This is a genomic window from Kribbella sp. NPDC048915 (assembly GCF_040649595.1).
Taxonomy (GTDB): Bacteria; Actinomycetota; Actinomycetes; order Propionibacteriales; family Kribbellaceae; genus Kribbella.
Genome location: NZ_JBEZFT010000019.1, coordinates 82,641 through 99,098 on the forward strand (window position 1 = coordinate 82,641; position 16,458 = coordinate 99,098).

The window sequence follows — 16,458 nt, forward strand, 5'->3', positions numbered from 1 at the left end:
AACCTTAGTTAAATTGCATCACCTGTTACATAAGCTTACTCGCTACGCCGACGGCGTCGCAACGGCGCCGCGGTCGGCGGCTGAGAGATGCGCCACGGTCACCCCGGTCGCGGTCATCGTCCGGGTCACCGCACGCCCGCCGTACACCCAGTAGATGGTCATCTCGCCCGCCCCGCGGTTGATGAACTGGTGCGGGACGCCGGCCGGCACCCAGGTCGCGTCCCCGGCCTCCAGGTCGACCCGCTCGCCGTCGATCACCGCGGTCGCCTGGCCGGAGAACACCAGCACCGACTCCTCCACGTTGTGCGAGTGCATCGGGATCCGGGTGCCGGGCGCGAAGGTCGTCGTGCCGGTGGTGATCCGGTTCGCATCGCAGTTCCACGCACCGGCGTACGGCACGGTCCGGACGCCGCTGCCGCGATCGAAGACCTCGACCTCGTCGGGCCGGATCACCAGCCGCGGCGCCGGCTGCGCCGACCACACCGTCTTGGTGTTCATGAACTCGCGCATCCCGTGCGCGCCGAGTTCGCGGCCGTAGCCGCTGTTCTTGATGCCGCCGAAGGGCAGCCGCGGGTCCGAGGCGACCATCGCGTTGACGAAGACCGCTCCCGCGTCGAGCCGCCGGACCAGGCCGCCCGCGCGCTCCGGCGCGGTCCACAGCGAGGCGCCGAGGCCGAAGTCGGTACGGTTCGCCAGGCGGATCGCGTCGTCGGCGTCGCGCGCCCGGACGATCGCGGCAACCGGACCGAACGTCTCCTCGTCGAACGCCGCCATCCCCGGCCGCACCTGGTCGAGCACCGTCGGGCGGTAGTAACAGCCCGGATCGATCTTCGCGCCGCCCCGGAGCAGTACGGCGCCGGCGTCGACGCTGCGGCGTACCTGGTCGTGCAAGGTGTCGCGGAGACTCTCCCGCGCGAGCGGGCCCATGGTTGTCCGGCGGTCGCGCGGATCGCCGACAACCAGGTCGTCGACCGCGGCGCAGAACCGCGCGACGAACTCGTCCGCAACCGCTTCCTCGACGATCAGCCGCTTGGCGTTCACGCAGCTCTGACCGGCGTTGAGGAACCGCGCCCGCACCGCTGTCGTCGCGGCCGCGTCCAGATCGGCATCGGCGAGGACGACGAACGGATCCGATCCGCCGAGTTCGAGGACCTGCTTCTTGAGCGCCTGCCCGGCCTGGGCTGCGATGATCCGGCCGACCTCGGTCGACCCGGTGAACGTCACCGCGGCGATCCGGTCGTCCGCGATCAGACCGGACACCTGATCAGTGCCGACCAGCGCGACCCCGACCAGGCCGTCGGGCGTGCCGGCGTCGCGCAGGACCGACTCGATCGCGAGCGCACACCGCGGGACGTTGTTCGCGGGCTTGAGGATCGCGCCGTTGCCCGCGGCAAGCGCCGGCGCCGCGAACCGGAAGAACTGCCAGAACGGAAAGTTCCAGGGCATCACCGCGAGCACAACACCGAGCGGCTCGTACTCGATCCGGCTCTCTGCGGTGACCTGCTCCGGAGCGAGGAAACCGGCGGCGTTCGTCGCGTAGTACTCGCAGGTGAGCGCGCATTTCTCGATCTCGGCCTCGGCCTCGGTCAGCGGCTTGCCCATCTCGGCGGAGATCACCGCGGCGAGCTCGGGGCGAGACCTGCGCAGTTGCTCGGCGATCGACAGCAACAGGTCCGTACGGCGCTCCACTTCGGTCCGCCGCCAGTGGCTCTGGGCAAGCACCGCGGCGTCGAGCAACGGGTCCGGGTCGACCGGATTCGTCGAGATGATCACAGGGAATCCCCTTCGCTGAGGCGATGCAGGACGTACGGCAGCACGCCGCCGTACCGGTAGTAGTCGTGCTCACGCGGTGTGTCGAGGCGGACGCGCAGCCGGTAGCTGCGGCCGGCCGATCGCGCGGTGGCGAAACCGTCACCGTCGAGCTCGATGTCGATCGGATGCTCGCCGGTGAGGTCGTCACCCTCCCCCGGCAGGAACTCCAGCGGCAGGATGCCGAGGCCGACCAGGTTCGATCGGTGGATGCGCTCGAACGACTGCGCCAGTACGGCGCGGACGCCGAGCAGCGCGGGGCCTTTCGCGGCCCAGTCGCGCGACGACCCGGTGCCGTACTCCTTGCCGGCGACAACCACCAGCGGGACGCCGGCCGCGCGAAACGCCGTCGCGGCGTCGTACACCGAGGTGACCTCGCCGTCGGGTCCGCGGGTGAATCCGCCCGGTCCGTCGACCAGCCGGTTCCGTAGCCGGATATTGCAGAACGCGCCGCGGACCATCACCTCGTGGTTGCCGCGGCGCGAGGCGTACGTGTTGAGTTCGGTCACGCCCTGTGCGGCCAGGTACTTTCCGGCCACGCTGTTGGGCGGGATCGCGCCGGCGGGCGAGATGTGGTCGGTCGTCACCGAGTCGCCGAGCCGGAGCAGCGCCCGCGTGCCATACAGGTCCTTCGGTTGCGGATCGAAGTACACCGGTCGCCGCAGGTACGTCGACTCGCCCCAGTCGAAGGTGTCACCCGTTGGCGCGTCCAACTGTTGCCACCGCTCGTCACCGCTGAACACGTCGTCGTAGGCGTGCTCGAAAAGCGCCGGATCGAGGACCTGCCGAAGTACGGTGTCGATCTCCTCGCGGCCGGGCCAGAGGTCGCGCAGGTATACGCCATCGCCGAGCGGCTCGGTGAGCAGGTCGATGTCGACGCGACCGGCGATCGCGTACGCGATCACGAGCGGCGGTGACGCGAGGTAGTTGAGCTTGACGTCGGACTGGATCCGGCCCTCGAAGTTGCGATTTCCGGACAGCACCGCGGCGACCGTGAGGTCGTGGCTGCGGACCGCCGCCGCGACCTCGTCGACGAGATCTCCCGAAGCGCCGATGCAGGTCATGCAGCCGAAGCCGGTCAGGTGGAAGCCGAGCTTGTCCAGGTACGGCGTAAGACCGGCCGCCGCGAGGTAGTCCATCACGACCCGCGATCCCGGCGAGAGCGTGGTCTTCACCCAGGGCTTGCGCAGCAGGCCGCGCTCGACCGCCTTCTTCGCGAGCAGACCCGCGGCGAGCATCACCGCCGGGTTCGACGTGTTCGTACAGGACGTGATCGCGGCGACCGCGACGGCACCGTGGCCGACCGTGGCCGACGTCCGCGGACCGGGTGGAAGCTCCGCGTCGGTTGCCTGCTTCGCGTCGGCCAGCGCGATCCGCTGGTTCGGGCGGCGCGGTCCGGCGATCGACGGCACGATGCCGGACAGATCGATCTCGATGTCTTCGTCGTACCGCAACGCGGTCGCGGGATCGTGCCAGAGTCCCTGCTCGCGTGCGTACGACTCGACGAGCGCGATCTTGCCGGGCGGACGGCCGGTGAAGCGGAGGTAGTCGAGGGTGCGCTCGTCGATCGGGAAGTACGCCGCGGTGGAGCCGAACTCCGGGCTCATGTTCGCGATCGTCGCCCGATCCGGCACCGGCAGCCCGGCCAGGGCGGGGCCGCTGAACTCGACCAGCTTCCCGACCACGCCGTGCGCCCGCAACCGCTCGGTGATCGTCAGCACGAGATCGGTCGCGGTCGTCCCCACCGGCAGCGCACCGGTCAGGCGGACGCCGACGACCGGCGGCAGGACCATCGAGACCGACTGACCGAGCATCGCGGCCTCGGCCTCGATCCCGCCGATCCCCCAGCCGAGGACGCCGAGGCCGTTGACCATTGTGGTGTGCGAGTCGGTCCCCAGACACAGATCCGGGAACACCGTCCCGGCGCGCTCCTCGACCACCCGGGCCAGGTACTCGAGGTTGAGCTGATGCATGATCCCGGCGCCCGGCGGCACCACCTGCAGACCGGTGAACGCCTGCTGTCCCCAGCGCAGGAAGCGGTACCGCTCGGCGTTCCGCTCGTACTCGCGGGCGACGTTCAGCCGCAGCGCGTCCGGCCGGCCGAACACGTCCGCGATCACCGAGTGATCCACCACCAGCTCCGCCGGGATCACCGGCTCGACCAGCCGCGGGTCCTTGCCACGGGCAACCAGCTCGTCGCGGAGCGCGGCCAGGTCGGCGAGCACCGGTACGCCGTTGGTGTCGTGCAGGAAGACCCGCGAGGGATACACCTCGAGCTCACCGGTCGTGCCCGGGGTCCAGGACAGCAACGCGTCGGCCGCCGTGCCGTGGCGGAGTGCGTTCTCCAGCAGGATGCGCAGGGTGCGCGGGAGGTGGTCCGGCGCGCGCAGGCGGTGGTTCATGCCAGGTCGTCGATCGTCTTCACCACGGCCGCGGCGAATTCCGCCGTACCCGCGGTGCCGCCGAGATCCGCGGTCCGGACGCCGTCGGCGACCGCGGCGCGCAGACCGCGGGTGATGGTCTCGGCCGCGGTACCGGCCCCCAGCCAGTCGAGCAGCATCGCGCCTGAGGCGATCATCGCGGTCGGATTGGCGACGCCGCGACCGGCGATGTCGGGGGCCGAGCCGTGCGCGGCCTGAGCCATCGCGCGCTCGTGGGAGGCGTTGATGGACGGCGCGATCCCGAGCGAACCGGCCAGCTCACCGGTCAGGTCGGACAGGATGTCGCCGAACATGTTCTCGGTGACCAGGACGTCGAAGTCGGCGCCGCGGCGGACCAGGTGCACGGTCATCGCGTCGATGTGGAAGTCGTCGACCTCCAGCTGCGGGTAGTCGGCGGCCACCGCACGGCAGATCTCCAGGAAGAAGCCGGTAGTGGTGCGCAGAACGTTGGCCTTGTGCACGATCGTCAGGTGCTGCCGGCGGCGCAGCGCGAGCTCGCAGGCCTGGCGGGCGATCCGCTCGATGGCCGGCCGGGTGAAGATCCCCATCGCGATCGCGACGTCCGGCGTCGGCATGTACTCGCCGGTGCCGCGGTAGGTACTCCGGTCCGCGTAGAAGCCCTCGGTGTTCTCCCGCACCACCACGAGGTCGAGTCCCGGCACGAGGGCCGGCGTACCGTCGAAGGCCTGCGCCGGGCGGATGTTCGCGAACAGGTCGAAGTGCTTGCGCAGGAAGCCACTCGGGTTCAGCTGGGCGCGGTGCTCAGCCGGGTACGACGCGGAGTCGTGCGGACCGAGCAACCAGCCGTCCAGGGTCGCCAGCGCCTCGACCGTGACGTCCGGAAGCGCGCTGCCGTGCGTCTCGATCGCGGCCGCGCCGACCGGCAGCGGCACCCAGTCGGCCGTCGCCCCGGTCGCCGCGAGCGCGGCATCGATCACCTGAACGGCCGCCGGAACGATCTCCGGCCCGATGCCGTCACCGGCCAGAACTCCGAGTCGATAGCTCATACCGGCAGTGTGAGTCGTTATAACGACTCAAGTCAATCGTTGCCGCTGCGTCGTCTCAGGCCTTGATATGCTGCGATCGCTCGCTATAACCGAGAGGAGCAGCGGTGACCAAGGCCGAACTCGCGTACGAACTCGTCCGGGAGCGCGTGCTGCGCGGCGACCTGCTGCCCGGCGCGGTGATCCCCCAGGCCGCGCTGGCCGCCGAGCTCGGCGTGAGTACGACACCTTTGCGCGAGGCGCTGCGCCGGCTGATGACCGAGGGACTCGTCGAGCTGGACGCGCACCGCGACGCCCGAGTCACCCGGCTGACCGTCGAGGAAGCCCGCGACCTGGTCGAGATCAGGCGGTCCCTCGACCCGCTGGCGGCCGCCCTGGCCGCGGAACGGCGGACCCGCGAGGACCTCGCACTGATCCGCCGGACGGCGGACGAATTACTCCCGCTGCGCGCGGATCCGGGCCCGGTCGAGTTGCTGACGCACCGCCGGTTCCATGCCGCGATCTACTCGGCGTCGCACAACGAACTGCTCGTCCAGACGCTCGACGGGCTCTGGGACAAGGCCGACCGGTATCGCCGGCTCGCGCTCGAGGACGGCCGCACCGACGAGGACCTCGACCGCACTCACTCCGAGCACCTGGCGATGGTCGACGCGATCGCGGCCGGTGACAGCCGCGCGGCCTCCGACGTCATGCTCGCGCATGTCGACGCCAGCCTCGGCGCCCGGGCCGTCGCCCGGCTGACCACTGTGGCCGCGCAGCCGGTCGATCCTTCCCCACGGGGTATCCGAGGAGTGCGCGCATGAGCTGGACCGGCTATCAGCACCGCGACACCGACGCCGCCGGCTGGACGACCTTCTGGCGCCTCGACCCTCGTGGCGAAGGCTTCGCGCTCACCGACTGGACCGGCTATCCGGACCGCCCGGGCCACCGTCTCTGGGTTCGCGCGGCCACGCCCGCCGGGGTGCGCGGTCGCTGGCGAACGTCGGCCCGCTCCGTCTGCCTCCAGGTGCGGGCGGAACATGGCATCTACACCGGAATCGCCCCCGTGGACGTGCTGGTCGACGGCACCCTGCACGCGCGCCGCGCCGTACAGGAAGGCCAGCAGCGACTGGAGGTGGACCTCGAGCCGGGTGCGCACGAGATCGAGATCTGGCTACCGCAGGCCGGCGTGATCGCGGTCCGGGAGCCGGTCTTCGACGGTACGGCCGATCCGGTCGCGACTGACGGACCGCACTGGATCACGTACGGCAGTTCGATCACGCAATGTGCCGGTGCGGACGGTCCGTCCGAAACCTGGCCGGCGCTCGTTGCTCGCCGGCAAGGATGGAATCTCCGCGCGCTCGGATTCGCGGGTGAGTGTCACCTCGACCCGATCGCCGCACGGACAATCCGCGACAACCCGGCGGACCTGATCTCGCTCTGCCTCGGCATCAACGTGTTCGGCGGCAGCACCTTCAGCGGACGGACGCTGCCGAGTGCGGTCGAGGCCTTTGTCGCCACCGTCCGGTCCGGCCATCCGGAGACGCCGATCGTCGTCATCACCCCGCTGGTCGCCCCGAACGTCGAGGGCAAGCCGAACGAGGTCGGCCTGACGCTGGACACCGTCCGCGACCTGGTGGAGCTCGGGGCGCGCCGCGATCCGGCGGTCACGGTTGTCGACGGTCGCGACATCCTCACCGCGGACGAAGCCCGGGAACTCTACGCCGACGACCTCCACCCTGGCCCGGACGGCTACCGCCTGATCGCGGAGCGCCTCGCGCCTCAGCTGGCTACTCGGTCGGCGTGAGGCTGGTCCCCAGGGCCTGCCAGTCGAGGACGGGCGCGGCCAGGTGGCTGATGGTCGCCAGCAGGCCGAGGCGGGCGGCGCGGACGGCGGGATCCTCGGCCATCACCAGGATCTCGTCGAAGAACGCGTTGACCGGCTCGATCAGCACCGACGCGGTGGCGACGAAGTCGCCCAAACCGGCCGGCGCCTGACCGATCTTCTGCACGGCCTCGTGCAGCACGACCTCGGCCGGCTCGGTCAGCTTGCTCGCGTCGTACTCGGGCGCGGTGCCTTCGGGGACGATCCGGCGGACCCGCTGCAGCACCGCGACCAGGTCGGCGAAGTCACTGTTGCCGACCAGACCCTGCAGCGTGTTCAGCGTCTCGTCCGCGACCACCGGAGCAGTTGCCAGCGGCAACACAGCGGCCACCTGGTGGTGGTCGTCCCCACGATCGAGCAGCTGCTGCTCGTACCGGCGTACGGCGAACTCCACGACCTCGTCGAGCGACGACGCCGGTACATCGATGCCTTGGGCACCGATCTCCGTGGCGGCAGCTTCGAGACCGTCCGGCAGCGTGATCGCGCGCAGCTCGGGGTGTTCGCGCAGGATCGCCACCACACCGGCGGCCGCGCGCCGCAGGGCGAACGGGTCGGAGCTGCCGGTCGGCTTCGCACCGACCGCGAACAGCCCGGCCAGCAGGTCGAACCGGTCGGCGAGCGCCAGCAATGCACCTGGAGTCGTTGACGGCACCGGGTCGCCGGCCGACCGCGGCAGCTCCATGTCGTACAGCGCCTGGGCGACCGCTTCGGTCTCGCCCGCGCGGCGCGCGTACTCACGCGCCATCGTGCCGGCCAGGCTGGTCAGCTCGACCACCATCTGCGACCCGAGGTCGAACTTCGCCAGCTCGGCGGCCCGGCGCAGCGTGCTGAGGTCGTCCTCGCCCAGCGAGACCTTCCCGGCCAGGGCCAGCGCGATCCGGCCGATCCGGCCGGCGCGGTCGGCCATCGAGCCGAGCCGCTCTTCGAACGCGAGCTTGTCCAGCTCGCCCTGCATCGACTCCAGCGGGGTCTCGAGGTCGGCGCGCCAGAAGAACGCGGCGTCCTCGTAGCGCGCCCGCAGGACCGCCTCGTTACCGGCCCGGACCACGTCCTCGTCGACCGAACCGTTGGCCACGGCAACGAAGTGCGGAAGCAACTTGCCGGCGCCGTCGCGGACCGGCAGGTACCGCTGGTGCTTGCGCATCACCGTGGTGAGGATCTCGCTCGGCAACTCGAGGTAGTCGGCCGCGAAGCCGCCGAGGATCGGCGTCGGCTCCTCGATCAGGTTGACGATCTGGTCGAGCAGCGCGGACTCGCCCTCGAAGTCGACGGTGCCGCCGACGCCCGCGGACAGCTCGGTTGCCGCAGCCACGATCGTCTCGCGGCGACGGGCCGGATCCGCTTCGATGCCGTGGATCCGGAGCAGATCCAGGTATCCCTCGGCGGAGGCGATCTCGACCTTCGGCGGCGCGGCGGTGCGGTGCACGCGCGTCGTCCGGCCGGCGGCCAGGCTGGAGACCGAGACCGGGACGATCTCGTCGCCGAGCAGCGCGACCAGCCAGCGGATCGGGCGGGTGAACGACAGCTTGGCGTCGTTCCACCGCATGTTCTTGTCCGAGCGCAGGCCGGCGACGATCTCGCTCAGCACACCGCTGAGCACCTCGGCCGCACCACGGCCCGGGTCCGGCTTGGTGACGGCGACGTACTCGACACCGTCCACGTCCAGGTCGTGCAGCTCACTCGCGTCCACGCCCTGACCGCGCGCGAACCCGGCCGCGGCCTTGGTCGGGTTGCCGTCGGCGTCGTACGCCGCCGACTTTCGGGGACCGCGGACGACGCGCTCGGCATCCGGCTCGCCCGCCTGGACCTCGGCGACGAACGCGACCACCCGGCGCGGCGTCGCGTAGGTCGTTATCCGGCCGTGCCCGAGGCGGGTCGCGGCCAGCTTCTCCTCCAGCGCCGCCTGCACGGCCTGGGCGGTCTTGGTCACCTCCGACGGCGGCATCTCCTCGGTGCCGATCTCGAAGGTCAGCTGCCGGGTCCCGCTGATCGCCGGGAACTCGGTCGGCGCGGGCGCCGCGGGCGGCAGCTCGGCCAGGCCCAGCGGGTGCTCCAGCTCGGCGCGGCGCTCGGCCCACAGCCGCGAGACCTCGCGGGCGAGCGTCCGCATCCGGCCGAACGCCTTCGCGCGCTCCGTCGTACTGACGGCACCGCGGGCGTCGAGCACGTTGAACGTGTGCGAGCAGCGCAGCACCTGGATGTGCGCCGGCACCGGGAGCCGGTCGTCGATCATCCGGCGCGCCTCGTTCGCGTACTCCTCGAACAGCCGCTTCTGCGACTCCACGTCGGCGTCGTCGAGGTAGTACTTGCTCAGCTCGTACTCCGCCTGGCCGAACGCCTCGCCGTACGAGATGCCCGGCGCGTAGGCGATGTCCTTGAAGTGCGAGACGCCCTGCAGCGCCATCATGATCCGCTCGATGCCGTAGGTGATCTCCACCGACACCGGATCCAGCGTCATCCCACCGGCCTGCTGGAAGTACGTGAACTGGGTGATCTCCAGGCCGTCCAGCCAGACCTCCCAGCCGAGGCCCCACGAGCCGGTCGCCGGGTTCGCCCAGTTGTCCTCGACGAACCGGACGTCGTGCGCGTCGACATCGATGCCGAGCGCGGTCAGGCTCTCCAGGAACAGCTCCTGCGGGTTGCCCGGGTCCGGCTTCAGCACCACCTGGAACTGGGTGTGGGTCTGCAGGCGGTTCGGGTTCTCGCCGTACCGGCTGTCGTCCGGCCGCACACTCGGCTCGACGTACGCGACCCGCCACGGCTCCGGTCCGAGGACGCGCAGGATGGTCGCCGGGTTCAGCGTTCCGGCACCGACCTCAGTGTTGAACGGCTGCACGACCATGCAGCCGCGGTCGGTCCAGTACTTCGTCAGCGCCAGCAGCGCGTCCTGCATGGTGAGCACAGCACAACCTCGAGCCGTCGGTGGGGGGTTCTCGCAGCGCAGTCTATTAGGCCCGCCACCGGTGGTTACCCGCCGACCTCACCCGGCCACGGACCGGATTGCTGTCTACTATCGGCAGGTGACGGTTGCCGAGGCACAGGGGGCGGTCGACGCGGTCTGGCGGATCGAGTCGGCGCGGATCATCGCGGGTGTGGCCCGGATCGTCCGGGACGTCGGGCTGGCGGAGGAACTGGCGCAGGACGCGCTGGTCGCCGCGCTCGAACAGTGGCCGGAATCCGGCGTACCGAACAACCCGGGCGCGTGGCTGATGGCGATTGCGAAACGGCGCGCGATCGACCTGATTCGGCGCAAGGAGACGTACCAGCGCAAGCTCGCCGAACTCGGCCACGAACTCGAGATCACCGGCGACAGCGTCGAGGACGACGTCGAGGCGATCCTCGATGACCACATCGAGGACGACCTGCTCCGGCTCGTGTTCACCGCCTGTCACCCGGTCCTCACGATGGACGCCCGGGTGACGCTGACGCTCAAGCTGCTCGGCGGTCTGAAGACCGACGAGATCGCCCGCGCCTTCCTCGCGCCCGAGGCAACAATCGCGCAGCGGATCGTGCGTGCCAAACGGAACCTGGCCAAGGCCGGCGTCGAGTTCGAGGTGCCGTCCGGGCCGGACCTGCGCGAGCGACTGCAGTCGGTTCTCGAGGTCGTCTACCTGATCTACAACGAGGGGTACTCCGCGACCGCCGGCGACGACTGGATGCGCCCGGCGCTGTGCAACGAGGCGATGCGGCTCGGCCGCCTGCTCGTCGAGCTGATGCCGGACGAACCCGAGGTGCTCGGCCTGCTGGCCCTGATGGAACTGCAGTCGTCGCGGGCGAACGCGCGGATCGGGCCGGACGGCGAACCGGTGCTGCTGCTCGACCAGGACCGCCGACGCTGGGACCGGCTGCTGATCAACCGCGGACTCGAAGGCATCGAGCGCGCCTGGGCCCTGGAAAGGCCGCCCGGACCGTACCTGCTCCAGGCCGCGATCGCCGCCTGTCACGCCCGCGCCGCGGACCCCGAGGACACCGACTGGGAGCGGATCGCGGGGTTGTACGCCGTCCTCGCGCAGGTCGCCCCGTCACCCGTGGTCGAGCTGAACCAGGCGGTGGCGATCTCGATGGCGTTCGGCCCGGAGCGCGGTCTGCAGGCCGTCGACCTGCTGGCCGACGACCCGTCGCTGAAGGACTATCACCTGCTGCCGAGTGTCCGTGGCGACCTGCTGTTCAAGCTGGGACGGCTGGACGAGGCGCGGGCCGAGTTCGAGCGGGCCGCGGCGCTCACGCGCAACGAGCGGGAGCGCACGTTGCTGCTGGAGCGCGCCGCGGCCTGCTGAAAGTCCTCTTTGCGGGCCTACTTGCGGCCTATCTACGGCCTACTTGCGGCGCCTGGCCATCCAGGCCATCGCGCCGGCGCCGAGGAGCGCAGCACCACCGACGGCAGCAGTGACCTTCGGGTGCTGCTTGCCGGTCGCCGGCAGGTTCTTCACCGCGCCGGGCACCTGCTTCATCATTTGTCCAGTCTGCCCGGCCGCACCCCTCATTCGCTCGCCGGTGTAGCCGGCGGCACCGGTGACCTTGTGACCCGCGTTCGCGGCGGTCTCCTTCATCCGGTGCGGCACGTTCAGCCGGCGGGTGAGCTCTTGCACCGTGTCGGCGAGGTGCTGGCGGGTGTACTCGAGGTCCTCGCGGAGCGTCTCGCTCTCGCTCCTCGGGTCCCGGTGTGCGGCGTTGCTGGCTGTCGAATGGGCGGTGGACTTGGTGCTGGTCATGCTGTTGTGCTCCTTCCCTCCGGCTGGTGGCCTTTGAGCGCTTCCAGGTCGTCGTGCACGCCGTCGACGGCACGTTGCGGAACGGGCGGAGCGGCACGCGCGACGTGCCGTTTGCCGAGCAGCGCGGCGATCCCCGCGATCGCGAACAACAGCACCGCGACGATCAGCGCCGACAGCCACGCCGGCAGCGCGGTCGCCAAGCCGAGCACCGCCGCGGCGATCAGGACACCGAGGCCGTACAGGGCGATCGCGCCGGCCCCGCCGAACAGCCCGGCCCCGACGCCGGCCTCCTTGCCCTTCTCCTTCAGCTCCGCCTTGGCCAGCTGTACCTCGTCGCGGACCAGTTGGCTGAGGTCGCTGGTCGCCTGACTGACGAGCGCGCCGATGGCCGGCTGCTCACCGTTCAGTCGATGCCTCGCGACGTTCACCGGGTCGCGCCGGACAACTTCCGGGCCTGTCGCCATGACCGCCTCCCGTACTCGGTTGGCGCACCGGTACCCACGCCCGGCGATCGGCACGCAGCCGAACGCGTACGACGTGATCTGCGTCACAACCTGTCGAGATGTCGCCCGCCGTACTCGACGCAGTGGTGAGATCGTCACCCATCAGGAGGAATCCACCATGGACACCGTGGTTTCGAAGGACGGCACCACCATCGCCTACGACCGGCGCGGCGCCGGACCCACGCTGGTCCTCGTCGACGGCGCGATGTGTTCCCGCACCATGGGCCCGATGCCCGAGCTGGCCGGCGTCCTCGCGGACCGGTTCACCGTCTACAACTACGACCGGCGCGGCCGCGGCGACTCCGGCGACACCGGGGAGTACGCGGTCGAGCGGGAGCTTGAGGACCTGGCCGCGGTGATTGAGGCGGCCGGCGGGTCGGCGTACGTCTACGGTTCGTCCTCCGGCGCGGCGCTGGCACTGCGTGCGGCCGCGGCCGGGTTGCCGATCGAGAAGCTGGTCGCCTTCGAGCCGCCGTACGTCGTCGACGACAGCCGCGAGCAGATTCCACGCACCTGGGTCGCCGATCTGGAGGCCCGGAAGCCGAGCGACGCGATCAAGTACTTCTTCACCCGGGGCATCGGAATGCCCGCTGTGGTCGTCGCGATGATGCGGCTGATGCCGGCCTGGAAGCGGATGAAGGCAGTCGCGCACACACTGCCGTACGACGCCCGGGTGCTCGGCGAGAATTGCTTCGGCGACCCGATGGACGCAACTCAATGGGCGTCCGTCGACCCGCCGGTGCTGGTGGTGAACGGCGGCAAGAGCCCGACCTGGATGAAGAACTCGACCCGCGCGCTGGCGGCCGCCGTACCAGGCGCCGTACACCGCGAAGTCCCGGGCCAGAATCACGTGATCAAGGCCGCGGCGATCGCCCCGGTGATCGCCGAATTCTGCGCCTGACGCCGAGTGCTCGGCGACAGCCGTCGGCAACGGATGCGACCGCGAGCTACGAAGGGCGTCCGGCGGTGTGCCGGACGCCCTTCGTCGTACTGCGGGTACTGCGGTTGCGGTACCGGGTGGATCAGGCGCCGGTGATCAGCGCGCCGGCTCCGGTCCGGGCCGCGTCGAAGCGGGCCTGGGCGTCCGCCCAGTTCACCACGTTCCACCAGGCCTTGACGTAGTCCGGCTTCACGTTCTTGTACTGCAGGTAGAACGCGTGCTCCCACATGTCCAGCATCACGATCGGGATCTGCCCGGCCGGCAGGTTGCCCTGCTGGTCGTAGAGCTGGTGCACCAGCAGCTTGCCGGCCAGCGCGTCCCAGCCGAGGATGGCCCAGCCGGAGCCCTGGATCGTGGTGGCGCTGGCGGTGAAGTGGGACTGGAAGCCGTCGAACGAGCCGAAGAACTCGTCGATCGCGGCACCCAGCTCGCCGTCCGGCTTGTCGCCGCCGTCCGGCGACAGGTTCTTCCAGAAGATCGAGTGGTTGACGTGCCCGCCGAGGTTGAAGGCGAGCGACTTCTCCAGCCCGACGATCGCGCCGAAGTCACCCTTCTCGCGGGCCGCGGCCAGCTTCTCCAGGGTGTCGTTCAGACCGTTGACGTAGGTCTGGTGGTGCTTGGAGTGGTGCAGCTCCATGATCTCGCCGGCGATGCTCGGCGCGAGTGCGCCGTAGTCGTAGGGGAGGTCGGGAAGCGTGTACGTGGTCAACTCTGCTCCTTCGTCAGGGCCCCGCGAGGCCGTTGTCTCCGATGTCCTGTTGTCAGCGGCACCAGCTTGAAACTTCAACCACGGTTGAGGTCAAGACGCCACGCCGGGCGCACGCGGCCTCCGACCGGTGCTCGGCGTCCCCGTCCGCACCGGGTGGGATCGCCGAACACCCCCAGCTTCACATACTCGACTCCACAACCCACGCCCGCGTCTCACCTGGATCAGCCTCAGAACACCTCCGAGTCGGGACCGAAGTCAGCCTCCTCGACGACCCGCCGTACCTCGATCTCGGAACCCAGCGCCTCGGCCAGCCGGGCCGCCCACTCGATCGCCTCGTCGCGGCTGCGGACCTCGACGACGATCACGCCGCCGATCAGCTCCTTGGTCTCGGTGAACGGCCCGTCCGTCACGGTCCGCCGCCCGTCCGCGACCTTCACCCGCGCACCGAGCGCACTGCGGTGCACACCTTCGGCGAACAGCAAGACACCGGCCTTCGACAGGTCGTCGACAACCTTGCCGACCGCCTCGGCCAGCTCCGGCGCCGGGAGCTTTCCGGCCTCGCTGTCGGCGTCCGCCTTGTTGATGATCATGTAGCGCATCGCTGCTACTCCTCGTCGTGTCGATCGATCACTTACCCACACGTCGAGCGAGCTCTGCCCGGATCGACACCCAGCTCCAGCTTCGTGTGGCTGGTCGTCCATCACCGCGAGCAGCACGCTCTCGACGGGCGGCTTCGCGAAGACGGCGCGCGGTGAACTTCGCGACGGCGCGCAGCGGTTGCGGTAGATGATTTTTCCCGCTGCGCGTGTACGGCGGCTGTACGCCGGAGGGCTTCGTCCGCCCGTCGGGGTGGTTCCGGACGTAGTGCACCGCGAACACATCGTTCGCCCGGCCGGCGCTCGTGATCGCGCGGACCGTACCCGCGGGTGAACAGGGGTCGGCCCCGCTGACCTCGCCCTTGATGCCGGTCGCGCCGGCGTACTGGCGATCACGGTGACATGCGCCCCGCGAGACGACCCGGCTCGGCTGCTCGAGTGCGCCCGGCTTCGGCTCGCCAGGCTTCGGTTCGCCCCGGGATGGGAACGGCGGTGCGAGCGTCCGCGCGTCGCCGCGAGGTCGGGCTCGATCCGGCCCCGGCATTCCCGGCACTGAGGCTCGAAGTCCGGTTTGTCCACCGAGGCGGTGCGACCTCGTCGGCACCGGTCGTGCTGCGGCGGGATCCGCTCGAGGAGCTGCCCGCGACGCTGACGCACCAACATCCGCGCCCTCCGGACCGCCGTCGGTACGCCGGCCCTCACGATCGCGACCGAAGACACCCTCCGTCCGCACCTGCAGCCGGCGGTCGAGACCCTCTCCGACCGCCCGATCCCGGCGCCCGGGGCCGCAAACACGACCTGGCTAGACCAGGGCAATGCCAGAACTCTGCCTGGGCTCTGCCTGGGCTCTCTAAACCTCGATCCACCGATCGGTTTGTCGTGATGCGCTGATTCCGGTTCGGCGTGGTGCTGGGCTCGGTGGGCGTGGTGGGGTGTCCCGCCTCGCTGCGGGTGAGTTCCACTTGGGGTTGCGTTGGTCGGGCCGCGGTTCGGCGGGGTGGTCAGGGCGTGGCGGTGGCTGGTGGTCCGCAGACGTGGTTGAACAGCGCGGTCCATTGCTGTTGCCAGGGCCAGCCGAGGGGGAGGTGCAGGGTGATTCGCCTCGCGGATGAGGCGATCCGGGCAGCGATGTTGATCAGCTTGCGTCTGATCGTGCCGGTGCGGGACTTGGCCAGTTCGGGGCCGGCCAGGGTCGCGGCGGCGCGGGTGAGGTTGAACGCCATCACGGCGAGCACGAGCCAGGCGGCGTTCGCGGTGAACACCCCGGACGGTAGGTGCGCGAGGGCGGAGTCCTTCAGGTCGGCGTTGACTTGTTCGATGATCGCGTGCCCGCGGTGGGTCTTGTCCGCTGTCACGGTGTCCATGGTCTGGGTGTCGGTGGTGGTGAAGAAGGCGTGGAACCGCCAGGTGTCGAACAGCGTTTCTTGTCCGGATGCCTGGCTCTTGCCGGGGTTGAGGTCGGGGATGCGGCGGATTACGAGCCGACCGGGCACTCGTTCGGCTTTGCTGCGGGACGCGAACGCCGTGTACGGGATTTCGGCGACTTCGGCGCGGGAGATCCATTGGCCGGTCTGCTCGTCGAAGATCGCGTCGGTGTATTCGATCGGGGTCCACGCGTCGGGGTCGTCGGTGATGACCTCGAGCGCGGCCTTGACCCGCTTGTCGAGGCGGACGGTGACCGAGACATCGGCGCCGGCGCGGACCGCGGCCAGCACCAGCCCGCGGCCGTAGAACGCCGAGTCGGCCCGCACCAGCGGCGCGCCGGGCGATACTCCACGCAGTCCACGCACGGTCTTCAACGCGTCGGTGACCAGACGCTTGGCGCCGCGCGGCGAGCCGACCGATCCCTTCCGCAGCCGCTGCGCCACCACGACCGGCGC

13 protein-coding genes are annotated in these 16,458 nt (G+C 70.2%); 4 read left to right on the forward strand and 9 right to left on the reverse strand.

Annotation, left to right across the window (positions count from 1 at the left end; translation table 11 throughout):
* Window positions 1–42: 42 nt before the first annotated feature.
* The 3 genes from AB0B82_RS13275 to AB0B82_RS13285 are packed head-to-tail and all read right to left on the reverse strand — an operon-like array spanning window position 43 to window position 5,257.
* Window positions 43–1,773, reverse strand: coding sequence for an aldehyde dehydrogenase family protein (locus AB0B82_RS13275; RefSeq protein WP_360166309.1), 1,731 nt, complete (start codon window positions 1,771–1,773; stop codon window positions 43–45).
* Entirely contained in the window at window positions 1,770–4,211 is a 2,442-nt protein-coding gene (gene acnA / locus AB0B82_RS13280; protein WP_360166312.1) for an aconitate hydratase AcnA, read from the reverse strand. The genes AB0B82_RS13275 and acnA overlap by 4 nt, the downstream gene beginning before the upstream one ends.
* A complete protein-coding gene (locus tag AB0B82_RS13285) occupies window positions 4,208–5,257 on the reverse strand; it encodes an isocitrate/isopropylmalate dehydrogenase family protein (protein ID WP_360166315.1) in 1,050 nt (349 codons plus the stop codon). The genes acnA and AB0B82_RS13285 overlap by 4 nt, the downstream gene beginning before the upstream one ends.
* Before the next feature lie 104 nt (window positions 5,258–5,361).
* Here AB0B82_RS13285 and AB0B82_RS13290 point away from each other — a divergent pair, with 104 nt between their 5' ends.
* The gene (locus tag AB0B82_RS13290; RefSeq protein WP_360166317.1) at window positions 5,362–6,057 is read left to right on the forward strand and encodes a GntR family transcriptional regulator; all 696 of its coding nucleotides are present in this window, start codon (window positions 5,362–5,364) and stop codon (window positions 6,055–6,057) included.
* Window positions 6,054–7,040 (forward strand): GDSL-type esterase/lipase family protein, encoded by a 987-nt coding sequence (locus tag AB0B82_RS13295; protein ID WP_360166320.1) that lies wholly within the window; start codon window positions 6,054–6,056, stop codon window positions 7,038–7,040. The genes AB0B82_RS13290 and AB0B82_RS13295 overlap by 4 nt, the downstream gene beginning before the upstream one ends.
* Here AB0B82_RS13295 and AB0B82_RS13300 read toward each other — a convergent pair.
* Window positions 7,024–10,011 carry a glycine--tRNA ligase gene (locus tag AB0B82_RS13300; RefSeq protein ID WP_360166347.1) on the reverse strand — a complete coding sequence of 996 codons (2,988 nt, stop codon included), beginning with the start codon at window positions 10,009–10,011 and terminating at the stop codon, window positions 7,024–7,026. The two genes, AB0B82_RS13295 and AB0B82_RS13300, sit on opposite strands and share 17 nt — an antisense overlap.
* Before the next feature lie 127 nt (window positions 10,012–10,138).
* On the opposite strand from AB0B82_RS13300, the gene AB0B82_RS13305 reads away from it, so the two are divergent.
* Window positions 10,139–11,395 carry an RNA polymerase sigma factor gene (locus AB0B82_RS13305; protein WP_360166323.1) on the forward strand — a complete coding sequence of 419 codons (1,257 nt, stop codon included), beginning with the start codon at window positions 10,139–10,141 and terminating at the stop codon, window positions 11,393–11,395.
* A 39-nt stretch (window positions 11,396–11,434) separates the two neighbouring features.
* Here AB0B82_RS13305 and AB0B82_RS13310 read toward each other — a convergent pair whose 3' ends face one another.
* Window positions 11,435–11,830 carry a DUF3618 domain-containing protein gene (locus tag AB0B82_RS13310; RefSeq protein ID WP_360166326.1) on the reverse strand — a complete coding sequence of 132 codons (396 nt, stop codon included), beginning with the start codon at window positions 11,828–11,830 and terminating at the stop codon, window positions 11,435–11,437.
* On the reverse strand, window positions 11,827–12,294 hold the full coding sequence (locus AB0B82_RS13315) for a phage holin family protein (protein ID WP_360166329.1): 468 nt from the start codon (window positions 12,292–12,294) through the stop codon (window positions 11,827–11,829). The genes AB0B82_RS13310 and AB0B82_RS13315 overlap by 4 nt, the downstream gene beginning before the upstream one ends.
* A gap of 157 nt (window positions 12,295–12,451) precedes the next feature.
* On the opposite strand from AB0B82_RS13315, the gene AB0B82_RS13320 reads away from it, so the two are divergent.
* A complete protein-coding gene (locus AB0B82_RS13320) occupies window positions 12,452–13,234 on the forward strand; it encodes an alpha/beta hydrolase (protein WP_360166332.1) in 783 nt (260 codons plus the stop codon).
* Window positions 13,235–13,355: 121 nt separating this feature from the next.
* Here AB0B82_RS13320 and AB0B82_RS13325 read toward each other — a convergent pair whose 3' ends face one another.
* From AB0B82_RS13325 to AB0B82_RS13335, 3 genes are all read right to left on the reverse strand, one after another.
* Window positions 13,356–13,982: a superoxide dismutase gene (locus AB0B82_RS13325; protein WP_360166335.1), complete on the reverse strand. Its 627-nt coding sequence runs from the start codon at window positions 13,980–13,982 to the stop codon at window positions 13,356–13,358.
* A 227-nt stretch (window positions 13,983–14,209) separates the two neighbouring features.
* Window positions 14,210–14,581, reverse strand: a complete 372-nt coding sequence (locus AB0B82_RS13330) for a YciI family protein (RefSeq protein WP_360166338.1) — start codon at window positions 14,579–14,581, stop codon at window positions 14,210–14,212.
* Between the two features lie 998 nt (window positions 14,582–15,579).
* Window positions 15,580–16,458, reverse strand: an 879-nt coding sequence (locus AB0B82_RS13335) for an IS1380 family transposase (protein WP_360166341.1), incomplete at its 5' end; no start/stop codon positions are given.

Bases quoted from the DNA above. Each gene is read 5' to 3' on its own strand.
- acnA (WP_360166312.1), bottom strand. From the start codon at position 4,211: ATGAACCACCGCCTGCGCGCGCCGGACCACCTCCCGCGCACCCTGCGC.
- AB0B82_RS13285 (WP_360166315.1), bottom strand. From the start codon at position 5,257: ATGAGCTATCGACTCGGAGTTCTGGCCGGTGACGGCATCGGGCCGGAG.
- AB0B82_RS13295 (WP_360166320.1), top strand. From the start codon at position 6,054: ATGAGCTGGACCGGCTATCAGCACCGCGACACCGACGCCGCCGGCTGG.
- AB0B82_RS13300 (WP_360166347.1), bottom strand. From the start codon at position 10,011: ATGCAGGACGCGCTGCTGGCGCTGACGAAGTACTGGACCGACCGCGGC.
- AB0B82_RS13310 (WP_360166326.1), bottom strand. From the start codon at position 11,830: ATGACCAGCACCAAGTCCACCGCCCATTCGACAGCCAGCAACGCCGCA.
- AB0B82_RS13315 (WP_360166329.1), bottom strand. From the start codon at position 12,294: ATGGCGACAGGCCCGGAAGTTGTCCGGCGCGACCCGGTGAACGTCGCG.
- AB0B82_RS13320 (WP_360166332.1), top strand. From the start codon at position 12,452: ATGGACACCGTGGTTTCGAAGGACGGCACCACCATCGCCTACGACCGG.
- AB0B82_RS13330 (WP_360166338.1), bottom strand. From the start codon at position 14,581: ATGCGCTACATGATCATCAACAAGGCGGACGCCGACAGCGAGGCCGGA.